General features: G+C 67.3%; 10 protein-coding genes and 1 rRNA gene. 7 read left to right on the top strand and 4 right to left on the bottom strand.

From position 1 onward, the window contains the following. Nucleotides 1-161: 161 nt before the first annotated feature. The 5 genes from rrf to QRM96_RS15655 all read left to right on the top strand — a co-directional run bounded on the left by rrf (nt 162) and on the right by QRM96_RS15655 (nt 6,124). Nucleotides 162-278 (top strand): 5S ribosomal RNA (gene rrf / locus QRM96_RS15635). A gap of 239 nt (nt 279-517) precedes the next feature. Continuing rightward, complete coding sequence (locus tag QRM96_RS15640; protein WP_011693739.1) at nt 518-802, top strand: HU family DNA-binding protein; 285 nt, start codon at nt 518-520, stop codon at nt 800-802. A 114-nt stretch (nt 803-916) separates the two neighbouring features. Next, nucleotides 917-3,076, top strand: a complete 2,160-nt coding sequence (locus QRM96_RS15645; RefSeq protein WP_109045424.1) for a bifunctional copper resistance protein CopD/cytochrome c oxidase assembly protein — start codon at nt 917-919, stop codon at nt 3,074-3,076. Beyond that, entirely contained in the window at nt 3,076-5,085 is a 2,010-nt protein-coding gene (locus QRM96_RS15650) for an NHL domain-containing thioredoxin family protein (protein ID WP_285320195.1), read from the top strand. The genes QRM96_RS15645 and QRM96_RS15650 overlap by 1 nt, the downstream gene beginning before the upstream one ends. A gap of 388 nt (nt 5,086-5,473) precedes the next feature. Continuing rightward, the gene (locus QRM96_RS15655; RefSeq protein WP_285320298.1) at nt 5,474-6,124 is read left to right on the top strand and encodes an endonuclease domain-containing protein; all 651 of its coding nucleotides are present in this window, start codon (nt 5,474-5,476) and stop codon (nt 6,122-6,124) included. Between the two features lie 128 nt (nt 6,125-6,252). Here QRM96_RS15655 and QRM96_RS15660 read toward each other — a convergent pair whose 3' ends face one another. From QRM96_RS15660 to QRM96_RS15675, 4 genes are all read right to left on the bottom strand, one after another. Then, nucleotides 6,253-7,245, bottom strand: a complete 993-nt coding sequence (locus tag QRM96_RS15660) for a hypothetical protein (RefSeq protein WP_196803377.1) — start codon at nt 7,243-7,245, stop codon at nt 6,253-6,255. A 195-nt stretch (nt 7,246-7,440) separates the two neighbouring features. Next, a complete protein-coding gene (locus QRM96_RS15665) occupies nt 7,441-9,150 on the bottom strand; it encodes a helicase HerA-like domain-containing protein (RefSeq protein ID WP_285320196.1) in 1,710 nt (569 codons plus the stop codon). Between the two features lie 49 nt (nt 9,151-9,199). Continuing rightward, nucleotides 9,200-9,739 carry a GNAT family N-acetyltransferase gene (locus QRM96_RS15670; protein ID WP_285320197.1) on the bottom strand — a complete coding sequence of 180 codons (540 nt, stop codon included), beginning with the start codon at nt 9,737-9,739 and terminating at the stop codon, nt 9,200-9,202. A gap of 20 nt (nt 9,740-9,759) precedes the next feature. Continuing rightward, nucleotides 9,760-11,727, bottom strand: coding sequence for an FAD/NAD(P)-binding protein (locus QRM96_RS15675; protein ID WP_285320198.1), 1,968 nt, complete (start codon nt 11,725-11,727; stop codon nt 9,760-9,762). 283 nt (nt 11,728-12,010) lie between these two features. Here QRM96_RS15675 and QRM96_RS15680 point away from each other — a divergent pair, with 283 nt between their 5' ends. Both QRM96_RS15680 and QRM96_RS15685 read left to right on the top strand, forming a co-directional pair. Next, nucleotides 12,011-13,054: an amino acid ABC transporter permease gene (locus tag QRM96_RS15680; RefSeq protein ID WP_018763851.1), complete on the top strand. Its 1,044-nt coding sequence runs from the start codon at nt 12,011-12,013 to the stop codon at nt 13,052-13,054. Next, nucleotides 13,054-13,863, top strand: coding sequence for an amino acid ABC transporter ATP-binding protein (locus QRM96_RS15685; protein ID WP_018763852.1), 810 nt, complete (start codon nt 13,054-13,056; stop codon nt 13,861-13,863). Before QRM96_RS15680 ends, QRM96_RS15685 begins: the two co-directional genes overlap by 1 nt. Nucleotides 13,864-13,866: the final 3 nt, after the last annotated feature.

Here is a 13,866-nt window from a genome sequence, read left to right on the forward strand (position 1 = left end):
ATACATACAAAATTCTGCTTGCGTCCACTATGTGGTTCCCAACCAACAACCCCCACACCCGGGGTTTGATACGGCACGGAACCAACAACTGAATAACAACACCACACATGTTGTAACCACAGTCTTCCCACCAACCCCAGGGTTGGGACGGGTAACAAGGTTACGGCGGTCATAGCGTGGGGGAAACGCCCGGTCCCATTCCGAACCCGGAAGCTAAGACCCACAGCGCCGATGGTACTGCACCCGGGAGGGTGTGGGAGAGTAGGACACCGCCGGACACACACATTGGTCGAGGCCCCAACCAACACGGTTGGGGCCTCCCACATTTAAAAACACCACCACCCACCCCCGTGAAGGGGTGGATATAGCCTCCGAATTCGGTGATTAACCTCAAAAAGTCGCGGAAACACGCGGAATTTGCGGATCGGAACGTCCCAAGCTGGTAAGTTTTCGAACAGTGGCTTGCGCGCATGCCGCGTGCAGGCTTCAGAATCAAGAATCGTCCAGGAGGACATAAATGGCTAAGAACCGTAGTGAACTTGTTGCAGAGGTAGCTGGCAAGGCCGGCACCAGCCAGGCTGCCGTCAACTCCGTCCTCGACGCTCTGTTCGAGGTTTTCGAGACTTCTGTCGCCGCCGGCGAGAAGATCACCATCCCGGGCTGGCTCGCCGTAGAGCGCACCGACCGTGCCGCTCGCACCGGCCGCAACCCGCAGACCGGCGAAACCATCCAGATCGCAGCAGGCCACAGCGTCAAGCTGACCGCCGGCTCCAAGCTGAAGGCTGCTGTCTCCAAGAAGTAGAGCATTCTCCCTGTCCGGCGCGCAGCCGGCTGTAACGGAGCGGCAACCCCATGGGTTGCCGCTCCTTGGCTTTAAGCCGGATTCGCCGCCCGGGCAGGCGTAGCGGACAATGGAATGGTGTCTTCTGCCGCAAAACCCCGTTCCACCGCGCCCCAGTCCGAACCTGGCAAGGGAGCCCCGGTCCGGGACGCCGGGATCAGGGGAATCCCGTTGCCCTGGCAGCTGGCGGGACTGGCAGCCCTCATCCTGGGCCTCACGGCAGCACTGCTCTTCTCCGGCGCGGCAGCAGCCCGCAGCGTCGCGGATCCCGGCGCCCTGGTCCGGTGGGGCCTTCCCATCAGCAAGGCCATCCACAACGTGTCCCTGGCCACCGTCGTCGGCGGCCTGATTTTCGCCGTCGGCATCCTCCCCAAGAACCTCAACGCCCGCAGCCGCGACCGGGAAACATCCCGGGATGCAGGCCCCGAGCACCCGGCCTTCACCCGTGTCCTGGCCGTGGCAGCCGCAGCGGGCGCAGTGTGGACGCTATCCGCCATTGCTGTCCTGGTCCTCACCTACGCCGATGTTGCGGGCCAGGGGCTCTCCGGGGACCCCGCGTTCACCCAAGCCCTGGTGTACTTCATGACGGATATCGAAACGGGCCGGGCGTGGCTCGCCGTCACCATCATCGCCGCCGTAGTGACAACCGCGCTCTTTGGCGTAAGGTCCACCGGCGGCCTGTTCCTCACCCTCATCCTGGCCCTCGTCGGCCTGGTCCCGGCAGCCCTGATCGGGCACTCGTCAAGTTCCTCAGACCACGAAGGGGCCATCAACTCTCTGGGCCTGCACTTGGTGGGCGTGAGCACTTGGGTGGGCGGCATCATTATCCTGGCCATGCTGTCCGGCATCCTCACCGGACCCAAGGCCGGCACGGCAGCTGATATCACCGAACCGACCCTCCGCCGCTTCTCCACACTGGCAGGCTTCGCCTTCGTGCTGGTTTTCGCCTCCGGCATCATCAACGCCAGCATCCGCGTCACCAGCTGGGCAGACCTCTTCGGATCGGCGTACGGCCAGCTGATCCTTGCCAAGACGGCCGGGGCCGTGGTGCTGGGCGGCATTGGCTTCATGCACCGCCAGTGGGTCATTCCGCAGCTTGGCCGCAAGGGCGCCGCCATGTCCTCCCGGCGGGTGCTGTGGCAGCTGATCCTGGCCGAGCTGCTGGTTATGGGTGCCACCTCCGGCATCGCGGTGGCGCTGGGCCGGTCCGCCCCGCCGCAGCCCACCACGCTGGCGCCGGATGCTTCGCCGGCCTTCATCCTCAGCGGCTATGAACTCCCCCCGGAACTCACGCCGGAACGCTGGCTCACTGAGTGGCGCCTGGACTGGCTCTGGGTCGCCGTTGCCCTCTTCGGCCTGGTGTCCTATTTCCTGGGCGTGGCAAAGGTCCGCCGCCGGGGCGACAGCTGGCAGTGGTTCCGTTCCGTGAACTGGGTCATCGGCCTGGTTGTCCTGACGTACATAACGTCCGGGCCGCCGTCGGTCTACGGCCGAGTCCTCTTCTCCGCGCACATGGTGGACCATATGGCACTGACCATGGTGGCGCCGATCTTCCTGGTGCTCGGAGCGCCGGTGACACTTGCCTTGCGGGCACTGCCCGCCCGCAGTGACGGCTCCCGGGGTGCGCGCGAGTGGCTGATGGTTTTCGTGCATTCGAAGTTTTCCCAGCTGGTGACGCATCCGTTGTTCGCGGCCGCCAACTTTGCCGGCTCGATCGTGCTGTTCTACTACTCGGACCTGTTCGGGTATGCAATGCGCGAGCATGTGGGCCACGAATTGATGAACCTGCACTTCCTGCTCACCGGCTACATTTTCGTACTGACCATGATCGGTACCGACCCGCTGCCGCGCAGGGCGCCCTACCCCATGCGCCTCCTCCTGCTCCTGGCAACCATGGGGTTCCATGCCTTCTTCGGCGTCTCCATCATGGGTGGCACCGGTCTGCTGGCGGCCGACTACTTCGGCAACCTCGGGCGCGCCTGGGGGCCCTCCGCCCTCGGTGACCAGCAAGCAGGCGGGGCTGTGGCCTGGGGCATCGGCGAGGTGCCCACGCTCCTGGTGGCGATCGGCGTCGCCATTATGTGGTCAAGGTCGGACCAGCGGGAGACAAAACGCGTGGACCGGGCGGCGGACAGGAATAACGACGCCGATCTGGCCGCTTACAACGATATGTTTGCCAAATTGGCTGAACGCGACGCCAAGCTGGCTGACCGCAACAAGCTGGAAGGACGCTGATGAGCGAAACCGTACGCACGCACGCCCGGGTCAGGGCCTCCGAACTGGTGGGCCGCAACTGGTTGAACACCGGCGGCAAGAGCCTGGACCTCGAAGCCCTGCGCGGCAAGATCGTGCTGTTGGACTTCTGGACCTTCTGCTGCATCAACTGCCTGCACGTCCTGGATGAGCTGCGGCCGCTGGAAGAGCAGTACTCGGATGTCCTGGTCACCGTGGGGGTCCACTCGCCCAAGTTCGAGCATGAAGCGGATCCGGTGGCGCTGGCCGCCGCCGTGGAGCGGTACGAGATCCACCACCCCGTCCTGGACGATCCCGAGCTGGACACCTGGAAGGCCTACACTGCCCGCGCCTGGCCCACCCTGGTGGTCATCGACCCCGAGGGCTACATCGTGGCGCACCTGTCCGGTGAGGGCCACGCGGACGGGCTGGCGGTGCTGATCCCCGAACTCATCGCCGAACACGAGGCCAAGGGCACCCTCCACCGGGGTTCCGGCCCGTACGTGGCGCCCGAGGCGACCTCCGGCACGCTGCGCTTCCCGGGCAAGGCGTTGTTCCTGCCGCCGGGCCGCGGCTCCACGGCCGTGGCGGGAACGTCCGACGCCGGCAGCTCCCCGGATGCCGCCGCCAAAGGTTCCTGGCTGGTCACCGACACCGGGCATCACCGCCTGGTGGAGCTCGGTACGGACTTCACGACTGTCCTGGCCACCTTCGGCTCCGGCACCAAGGGCCACGCCGACGGTCCGGCCGCCGGTGATGATGCCACCGCCCGGTTCAACGAGCCGCAGGGCCTGGTGCTCCTCCCGGAAGACGTGGCAGCCAAGGCCGGGTACGACGTCGTCATTGCGGACTCAGTGAACCACCGCCTCCGCGGGCTGTCCCTCAGCTCAGGCAAAGCCTCCACGCTGGCCGGGAACGGCATCCAGCGCCTGCTGGAGACCGGACCCGCGCGGGTGGACGAAGAGGCAGCCGGCTTCACCGGACGCTTGGGCGGACACCCCCTTGAGGTCTCGCTGAGCTCACCGTGGGACGTTGTCTGGTCGCGCAAACTGAACGCGGTGGTGGTGGCGATGGCCGGAACCCACCAGATCTTCAGCTTCGATCCCCTGACCGGTGCCGTGTCCATCGTGGCGGGCAATGGGCTGGAAGGACTGCTGGATGGTCCGGCCCACGAAGCCTGGTTCGCCCAGTCCTCCGGCCTGGCCGAGGACGCCGACGGCAACATCTGGGTTGCGGACTCCGAAACGTCCGCGATCCGCAAGCTGGTCGTTGGCGAGGAGGGTTCGGTGACGGTTGAATCCGCCGTCGGCAAGGGCCTGTTCGACTTCGGTTTCCGCGACGGTCCCGCCGCCGAGGCCCGGCTGCAGCACCCGCTGGGCGTGACCGTCCTGCCCGACGGTTCCGTGGCCATTGCGGATACCTACAACGGGGCCGTGCGCCGGTACGACCCCGCGTCCGGCACGGTGTCCACGCTGGCACGTGGCCTCGCTGAGCCCTCCGACGTGATCGTGGACCACACGCAGTCCGCCGGCTCGGAGCCGCTGCTGGTGGTGGTGGAGGCCAACAAGCACCAGCTGGTGTACGTTCCCATTCCCAAGGAAGCGCAGCAGGTGGATGAAGGCGCATCCCAGACCCAGCGGCCCAAGAGCCCCGTGGCCTCGGGCCCGCTGGAACTGACGGTCCGCTTCACGGCTCCCACCGGGCAGAAGCTCGATGACAGGTGGGGAGACCCCACCCAGCTGAAGATCTCCTCCACCCCGCCCGAGCTGTTGGTCTCCGGCGGCGGGACGTCCGTGGGGCTGCTGCGCACCCTTGAGTTGTCGCCCGACGTCCCGGAAGGCGTGCTGCACATTACCGCCCGTGCCGCGGCCTGCGACGGACCCGAGACCGAGGACGGCGAGATCCCCGACCACGCAGCCTGCCACCTCTACCAGCAGGACTGGGGTATCCCGGTGGTCCTGCAGGCCGACGGCGACACCGAGCTGGTCCTGGACCTCCGCGGAATGGACTGATACGGCCTCTGGTTTGCTGAAAGGCTGCTTCCTTGTGACTCCGCGTCACGGGAGGCAGCCTTTCGCGTTCCCGGCATGGTGGCCGTCCCGGAATTCCGGGCTTTTCACAGACCGCTGGCCCTGAAAGCGTGCTCTGCGTGACGCTGGCCGGATCCTCCGCTGTCCACATAGGGCGGCGCCGGGGTATGGGCGGCCCTCAGAAGCCGGGCACCATGGCCGGGTGGATGCCCTCAGAGCCTTGGAAGTCTGCGGCGGAGCCGCGCGAAGGCCCGCCCTGGCCAGACTGGGAGTGGATGACGCCGCCCTTCGGAGGGCAGTACGGGCGGGGGTCCTGCAACCGGACCGGGGTCTGTATGCGCTTCCGACGGCGCCTCCGGACTTGGTTGCCGTGCTGCGAAACCGGGAGTTGTTGACCTGTTCCAGTGCTGCGACTGCATATAGCCTGTGGTCGCTGCCCTCGGACGGAAAACGCCACGTTTACCACCGCCGGCAGGAGGCGGTCAACGGCGATGCAATCCATCATTCGGGGCTCCTGCTGCCACCGTCCCGGGTGCAGCCTGTGGCCGCCCTGGCTGATGTGCTGATCCACGCGCTTCGATGCCTGTCTTTCGCGGGATCGCTGGTCATGGTGGAGTGCGCCGTAACCCGCGGCGACATGACCGTTGATTTCCTGCGCCAGCGTTTGCCGGGAAAACGCAACGGAAAGGCCAGAGCGGTCCTGGACTGGGTGGATCGCGGGGCGGATTCCCTCCTCGAGACGCTGGCACGCACCTACTTCCGGCAGGCGGGAATCCAGGTGCAACCACAGGTGTACCTCGAGCGGGTGGGGTATGTGGACCTGCTGCTGGACGGATGGCTGGTCGTTGAACTGGACGGGAGGCAGCACGCGGAGTGGAAACAGGTTCAAAAGGATCATCGCCGAAACAATGAGTCGGTCCTCCAGGGATATACAGCCCTCCGCTACTACTATGCCGACGTGGTGTACGGTCCGCAGGCGATGGTGGAGCAGGTGCTGACTGTGCTGCGGGGGCGGCGCTAACTTGCCGGTGGCGTCACGCGGAGCAGGTTATTGCGTTCCCTGGGCCGACGCAGCCCCGCAAACCCAGGGGCTGCGTCATGTGCCACTGTTGAAAGCGTGCCTGGCGTGACGCGGCGGGTAGGGGAGTGCTAGAAACTCAGCATCGGGGTGACCTTGACGGTGTCACCGGCTACGTCCAGACGGGTGGTGAAGCTGAAGTCCACCTCCGCGTCCAAGGGATACCAGGCCCCGGTAAAGGCATTCTGCTGGAGCGCCTCCACCTTGGCCTTGCCGTCCAGCGGTGCCACCACCCAGCGGCCGTCGAACGGTTCCACCGATACGCCCGGGTACTCGGTCACGGTCCACTTGATGCTGCCGTCCTGGACCCTGTTGTTGCTGGCGTAGTAGAAGGGGCAATCCGGCTGGAGCTTCTGTTCCTTGACCGCCTCTGCCGCGCAGCCGTCAAGGAATTCACGGACCTTGGCCGCAACATCGTTCTTCAGCTTGTCCGTGGCCTGGGTCAACAGGTTCAGCGGAGCCACCGGGGAGTCCTTGGAGGTGACGGTGGCGCGGGTGGCGGGCGCCGAGAAGTACTGCCCGTTCAGGGATGCCTCGTACTCGCCGGGATAGAAGACGGCAAAGGAGTTGCGGCCGCCCGGCATGTTCACCGGAACGCCGTTGACGGTGGCCTCGTTGCCGTTAACCACGGTCATGTCCACGGTTGGCAGCCGGGACGGGACAAAGGCCCAGGTGTTGAAGAACAGCCACTCGGTGCCGGTCTTCTGCAGCAGGAACTCGGTGCGGAGCCGGCTGCCGTCGATCGTGTACTCCAGGGGCACCATCACCTGGTTGCCGGGGCGTTCCTCGGGATCGCCGACGTCGACGTTGGACAGCCGGGACGCGGCCGTCTGCAGCCCGCTGCCGTCAAGCATCGCGGCGTTGCCGGGCGGGACAGTGGCGCGCAGGATGCCCAGCGCCCGTCCGCCGTCACCGCTCCTGAGTGCGTCCAGGTACTCCCTGACCGGCTGCTGCGGACTGGCCACGGTGTTGTTGACGATATTGATGGCCACGACGGCTCCGGCGATGGCAAGCATGAGGCCCAGCAGCCATCCGGCCGCGATCCTCACCAACGCTTGACTCATCTGCACGTTTCTTACAGTAACGGCAGTGCGGACGCACTCTAAAGTTGGTGTCCCCCCTAATCCGGCGGGCGGGACACCGATAAGGCCCGACGGCGGGTGGCCGGCAGGGTCAGCGGGTGGGGCCTGACGTCGGCGCGCAGCACGTACCGGCGGCCAGGCGGCAGCAGAGCACCGGACTCAGCGGAGCCGGGGGAGTCAGCGGCGGCGGCGCCGGGTGGAAGAGGTGCCGAACACGCCGCGGAGCAGTTCGCGTCCCAACTGGGTGCCCATGGAGCGCGCCATGCTCTTCAGGCCGCCACCCAGGGCGCCGCCGAGCACACCGCCCAGGTCCCCCATCATGCCGCCGGGCTCGGGTTGAGGCTGGGGCTCGGCGGGCGGCCGGGGAGCGCGGGTTGCTGGGGCCGGGGTTGGCGCGGGCCGGCTGCTGGGCCGGCCGAGGATCTCCTCCTCGATCCGGCGGGCCTCGGCGTCAACGTCGTAGGCCGCCGGCGCGGACTGGCCCCCGGGCATCGCGGCGGACGGTTCCGGCGCGGCCGGGCCGGTGGGTGCCGCCCCTTTGCCGGTGAGCTTTTCGTAGGCGGACGGGTTGTCCACGGCCGTCCCGTATTTGCCCAGCAGCGCCGAGCCGGCCACCGTGCTCCGCACCAGCGCGTCCTCGGCAGGACCCATCACGGATTCCGGCGCGCGGAGCCGGGTGAGGGCAACGGGCGTGGGCGCCCCCTTCTCATTCATGACGGTGATAACGGCCTCGCCGATTCCGGCCGAGGTCAGGATTTCCTCAAGGTCGTAGTCGCTGACCGGGAAGGTGGACACCGTGGCCTTGAGCGCCTTGGCGTCCTCGGGGGTGAAGGCGCGCAGGGCATGCTGGACCCGGTTGGCCAGCTGGCCCAGGACGTCGGCGGGCACGTCCTTGGGGGTCTGGGTGACGAAGAAGATCCCCACGCCTTTGGACCGGATCAGCCGGACCGTGGTGGTGATGGCGTCCAGGAAAGCTTTGGAGGCGCCGTTGAAGAGCAGGTGTGCCTCGTCGAGGAAGAACACGAGCTTGGGTTTGTCCAGGTCGCCGGCCTCGGGCAGGTCCTCGAACAGGTCCGCCAGCAGCCACATGAGGAAGGTGGAGAACAGCATGGGCTTGGTCTGCAGGGTGGGCAGTTCCAGGCAGGTGACCACACCGCGGCCGTCCGGAGCAGTGCGGAGGAGCTCGGCGGTATTGAATTCCGGCTCACCGAAGAACTTCTCCAGCCCCTGCGCCTCCAGGTTCACGAGTTCGCGCAGGATCACCCCTGCAGTGGCCTTGGACAGGCCACCAAGTTCCTCCAGCTTGTCCTTGCCCTCGTCCGAGGTGAGGAACTGGATGACGGCACGCAGGTCCTTCAGGTCGACGAGCTCCAGGCCGTTCTTGTCCGCGAAATAGAAGACCAGCTGCAGGCTGGATTCCTGGGTGTCGTTCAGCTCCATGATCCGGGCGAGCAGGACCGGACCGAAGGAGGTGACCGTGGCGCGGACCGGGACACCGTTGCCGTCCCCGCCGAGCGCCAGGAATTCCACCGGAGACGCCTTCCCCGCCCAGGGCTGGCCGATGCTTTGGGTGCGGGCGGTCAGTTTGTCGCTCCCGACGGCGGCTGTCGCCAACCCGGAGAGGTCGCCCTTGATGTCGGCCAGGAAGACGGGGACGCCGGCGGTGGACAGCTGTTCGGCCATCATGTGCAGCGTGACGGTCTTGCCCGTACCGGTGGCGCCGGCCACCAGTCCGTGCCTGTTCATCATGGCCAGCGGCAACCGAACCGGCGCGTCCTTGTGGAGTTCGCCGTCGATGATGGCGGCCCCCAGCTCGATGGTGGCACCTTCCAGCGTGTAGCCCTGCTGGATGGTGGCAAGCTTCTCTGCTGTGGTTTTCGTGGCCATGGCGTTAGCTTAGCGGCGGGCTGCCCCGGATGGGACGGTACCCGCCCGGTCAGTTCAGCGGCCCTGCGGGCAGCTCCTTGGTGAACGCCAGGGGCCCGATGGTTTCCGGGTCCGCCGCAAGGTCGAACTGCGCCTGGTAACCGGTGTTCAGGTAGAGGTGCTTGGCCTCCGGCTGCCGTGGCCCGGTGGTGAGGTACAGCCTGGTGTAGCCTCGGGCGGCCGCCAGGGCCTCGAGTTCGGCGAGCACCACGCGGGCCAGCCCGCGACGGCGGTGGGCCGAGTGGGTCCAGATCCGTTTCAGTTCCGCCGTGGCGGGGTCATACCGGCGGAACGCGCCGCCGGCGATCGACTCGCCATTTTCCTGGATCACCAAGAGGGCGCCATGGGGGCCTTCGAATTCGGCCGCCGGGTAGCGGTTCAGTTCCTCGGCCGCGGCGCCGCGGCCAAACAGGTCCCCGTAGCGGGTGTCATATTCGACGGCGAGCTCGTCCAGGAGCGGGCGGACACGGGGATCGTGCATGGGCAGGCTGAGGACCGTCAGGGCGTTGGGGTCCAGAGGTCTGGGACGGAGGCCGGGTTCTGCGGTCACTGGTCATTCCTTGTCACGGATCAGGTCTTTCCGACGGCGGCTGGCTGGGGAGTTGCTGGTTCTGAAACTACCGGTTCTTCGGGGGCCGGGGCGGACGCGCCGGCCAGGTCCCGGGCAGCTGCGAGGACGGTCCGGGCCAAGGCGTCATTTTCGCGGAACGGTGCGGCGTTGGTGTGCGGGCGGGCGAAGGCGCCGGCGCCCCACCCGGAGGTTCCCGGACCCACGGCGAAGAGGGTGGGCTGGGCTGCGCCGTCGGAATCCACCAGCTGGTGCCGGGCCGAGACCAGCAGTTTTCCGGTGGAGTGGATGCCGTCCGAGGTCAGCAGCTGCTGTTCGCTGCCCAACCCGGTTCGGTGCAGCGAGGCGAGCACCGGGTTGAGCGAGCGGGCCACGGACGTGGCCGGGAGCCGTGCCTCGATCAGTGCCGTCGCTGACACCGTGACCCCGGACTGCCGCGATGTGGCGACGAAGGTCCCCGTGGTTTCGTCGGCGGTCACGTCCAGTCCCGGGCCAAGGAACTGCAGCAGGCCGGCCCGGTGCAGTGCGAGCATCTGGCGCAACCGGTGCGGCGGGGGTCCGGAATCGACGAAGCTGAAGAAGCCGTGCCACCAGCCGTGGACCACCTGCTGGGAGCGCGCGTTCAACCGCTCCGGCGGAACCACCCGGCCCACTTCCATATATACGTGCAGCAGGGCCAGGAACAGCGCGAGCGTCTCCGGATGGTCCGGGCTGTCACGCAAGGCAAGGTCGTGTTCGATGTAGCCGGCCACGGCGTCCTGCACGTCCTGGTGGCCCGTGAAGGCCCGGCCGTCGAAGGGCCGGTCCAGCCGCTCCAGGTCCAGATGCAGTTCTGGGTCCGGGACCGCGGCGGCAACCAGCGCTTCGCGCCCGCCGCTGTACCAGTCCAGCTCCGCGTACCGGGCGGCGAACTCGCTCCACCCCATGGCGGCACGTTCGGGGCTGCCCGTCAGGAGCTCGCGGTAATAGCAGTAGCCGGTTTCCTTGGCGATGAGGGGCCACAGGTCCCGGCGGAAGTCCAGTTCTCCGTGCTGCTCCAGCAGGGCATCCACAGCAGCGGCCGTGAAGAACTGCAGCGGCCCCGGCGCCTGTCCGCGCAGGGCTCCCGAAATCTTGGAGTGGTAGGGCACGCCCCGGCGGGAGCCGGCCCACAGCCGTGGTTCGCGCCCGGACGGAAGGTAGCGCAGCCCGCCGTCGGACGTTTCCTGGAACCTGCCGCCGCGGCCCTCCATGAGCAGGACCAGCAGGTCCACGAAGGCCAGGCCCATCCCGGAGACGATCACGTCCTGCCCCGGGCTGATGGGGGAGTAGTCGACGTCGGTGGTGTAGCCGGGTGCCGCGTGGTAGCCGCCGTGCCGGTCGGCGAAGTCCGAGAACCCCGCGGACACGGCGTCCGGGCGGGAATCCGTGTGGCCCAGCGCCGTCACCACGATATCCGCGTGCAGGGTGCGGCCGTTGCCCAGCTCGACGTCGTGCCCGCCGCCGGGCCGGGGCGTGATGCCAACGGCCGTGGTGCGGTGCACGGTGACGCTGCGGCCCAGCGATTTGGCGGCGCGGCGGAAGAACCACTCGAGGTACTGGCTCTGCAGCCGGCGGGTGGGAAACGTGGTGCCGGTGAGGGCCCGGAGCTGGTCCCACAGGGGCTGCGGGAAGTCCGGGACGTCGATGATGGAGGCATCCAGCACGCCCGCTGCCCATTCGGCCAGGCCAGGACCGGGGGCCGCGGGTCCGGCGCAGTCCACGGAATCGTCGGTGAACATGGTGATGTCCGCGGCCATGGAGTTAAGCAGGAGGCCCGGATCCTGGTCGTACCGCCAGATGCGGCCGGAACCCGGGATGTGCGGTTCCACCACATGGAGCTGCAGCGGGCCGGCGAAGACGTCCGGCCGGTTGGCCGCGATCCGTTCGAGCACGCCCGCCGTGCGCGGTCCGCCGCCAATGAAGACGATGGCCGGGATGCTGGCTGGCATAGGTACTCCTGACGGCCGGGGCTGGGTTGATTGCCCATGCTAGGCAGCCGTGACGACGCCGGTCGAGCGCCTGGTCACGGCCGTTAACGCCGCGTCACAGCGCGTTAAGGGACGCAAAAAACCGACGCATGACGCCGTGCGAAGTCCCGTGAAGTATTGCAACCTGCCGCCTTGCTGGCCCGTTCCGGCCGGTCCTAGATTTGCAGCCAGCACCGGCCGCCACGCCCCGTATCGACGGGCAGCGGCCCACAAGGAAAACCCAGCACGAGAAGCGAGGTGGCGCATGAGTTCAGCAACAGGGGTGGCGCAGTCCCAACAGTCGCAGCCGGTACCGGCGGCGGAAGCGCCGCCGGCAGGAACAGGCACGTCCGGCGCCGGCGGCTCCGCCACGGAGGTGGCGCCCCGGGTGGCAAAGGACTACTCGTCCTACCGGGTGGTGGCCGCCAAGCATCCGTGGCGCTGGGTGGGAACTGCCGTCGTCGCGCTCGGTGTCTTGGCCGTGGCATGGTCGCTGGCCACCAACCCGCGCTGGGAATGGGGGGTTGTGGCCCAGTGGTTCACCGCCCAGTCCGTGGTCAACGGCCTGGTGGAAACACTGAAGCTCACGGCGATCTCAGGTGTCCTCGGGTTCGTGCTGGGCTTCATCCTGGCGCTGATGCGGCTCTCGGCCTCGCCCCTGCTGGTCTCGGTGTCCTGGACGTTCTCCTGGATCTTCCGGTCCACGCCGCTGCTGGTCCAGATGCTCCTCTGGTACAACCTGGGCTACCTGTACGAAAAGATCAGCCTGGGGATCCCGTTCACCGATGTCCGGTTCTTCGAAGTGCAGACCACCACGCTGATCAGCCAGTTCGCCGCAGCCGTCCTGGGCCTGACCCTGAACCAGGCCGCCTACTCCGCGGAGATCATCCGCGGCGGCATCCTGTCCGTGGACCAGGGCCAGCTGGAGGCGGCGGCCGCACTGGGCATCCCCGCCTGGCGCCGCTCCACCCGGATCGTGCTGCCGCAGGCCATGCGCGCCATCCTGCCCACCGCCTTCAACGAGATCATCGGCCTGGTCAAGGGCACCTCGATCGTCTACGTCCTGGCCTACTCGGAGCTGTTCTACACAGTCCAGGTCATCTACAACCGCACCCAGCAGGTCCTGCCGCTGCTGCTGGTGGCCACGCTCTGGTACATCGTGATCACCTCCGTGCTGAGCGTCTTCCAGTACTACATCGAACGCCACTACTCCAAGGGCGCGGTGCGGAACCTGCCGCTGACGCCCCTGCAGAAGGCCCGCAAATTCTTCGCCACCCACGCGGCAGTGCCCAACCGGAGGAACTCCTGATGACTGACACCCTCACCGCCCCCACAGCCACCCGCGGCTTGGTGGAAATCACCGGCGTGCGCAAATCCTTCGGCCCCACGGAAGTCCTCAAAGGCGTCAGCCTCACCGTGGAACCGGGCGGGGTGGCCGTGATCGTGGGCCCCTCCGGCTCCGGCAAATCCACCCTGCTGCGCACCATCAACCACCTGGAAAAGGTGGACGGCGGCCACATCACCATCGACGGACAGCTGGTGGGCTACAAACTCCGCGGCGACCGGCTGCACGAGCTGCGCGAAAAGGAGATCCTGAAACAGCGCACCGACATCGGCATGGTGTTCCAGAACTTCAACCTGTTCCCGCACCTCACTGCCTTGGAGAACGTGGCGGAAGCCCCGGTCGTGGCCCAGGGGCGGTCCAAGGAGGACGCCCGCCGCCGCGGCCTGGAACTCCTGGACCGGGTGGGGCTCAAGGACCGGGCCGGCGCCTATCCCCGGCAGCTCTCCGGTGGCCAGCAGCAGCGCGTCGCCATTGCCCGGGCCCTGGCCCTGGATCCCAAGATCCTGCTGTTCGACGAGCCCACCTCCGCACTGGACCCCGAGCTGGTCAACGAAGTGCTGGACGTCATCCGCGAACTCGCAACGTCCGGCACCACGCTGATCATCGTCACCCATGAGATGGGCTTCGCCCGCGACGTGGCGGACACCGTGGTGTTCATGGACCAGGGCCAGATCGTGGAACAGGGCACCCCCAAGGAAATTTTCAGCAACCCCCAGGAACCGCGCACCCGGAGCTTCTTCTCCAAGGTGCTGGAACCGGCCTTCAACATCTAAGGA

Origin of the sequence: Pseudarthrobacter sp. lyk4-40-TYG-27 (genome assembly GCF_030209295.1) — a bacterium.
Classification (GTDB): Bacteria; Actinomycetota; Actinomycetes; order Actinomycetales; family Micrococcaceae; genus Arthrobacter.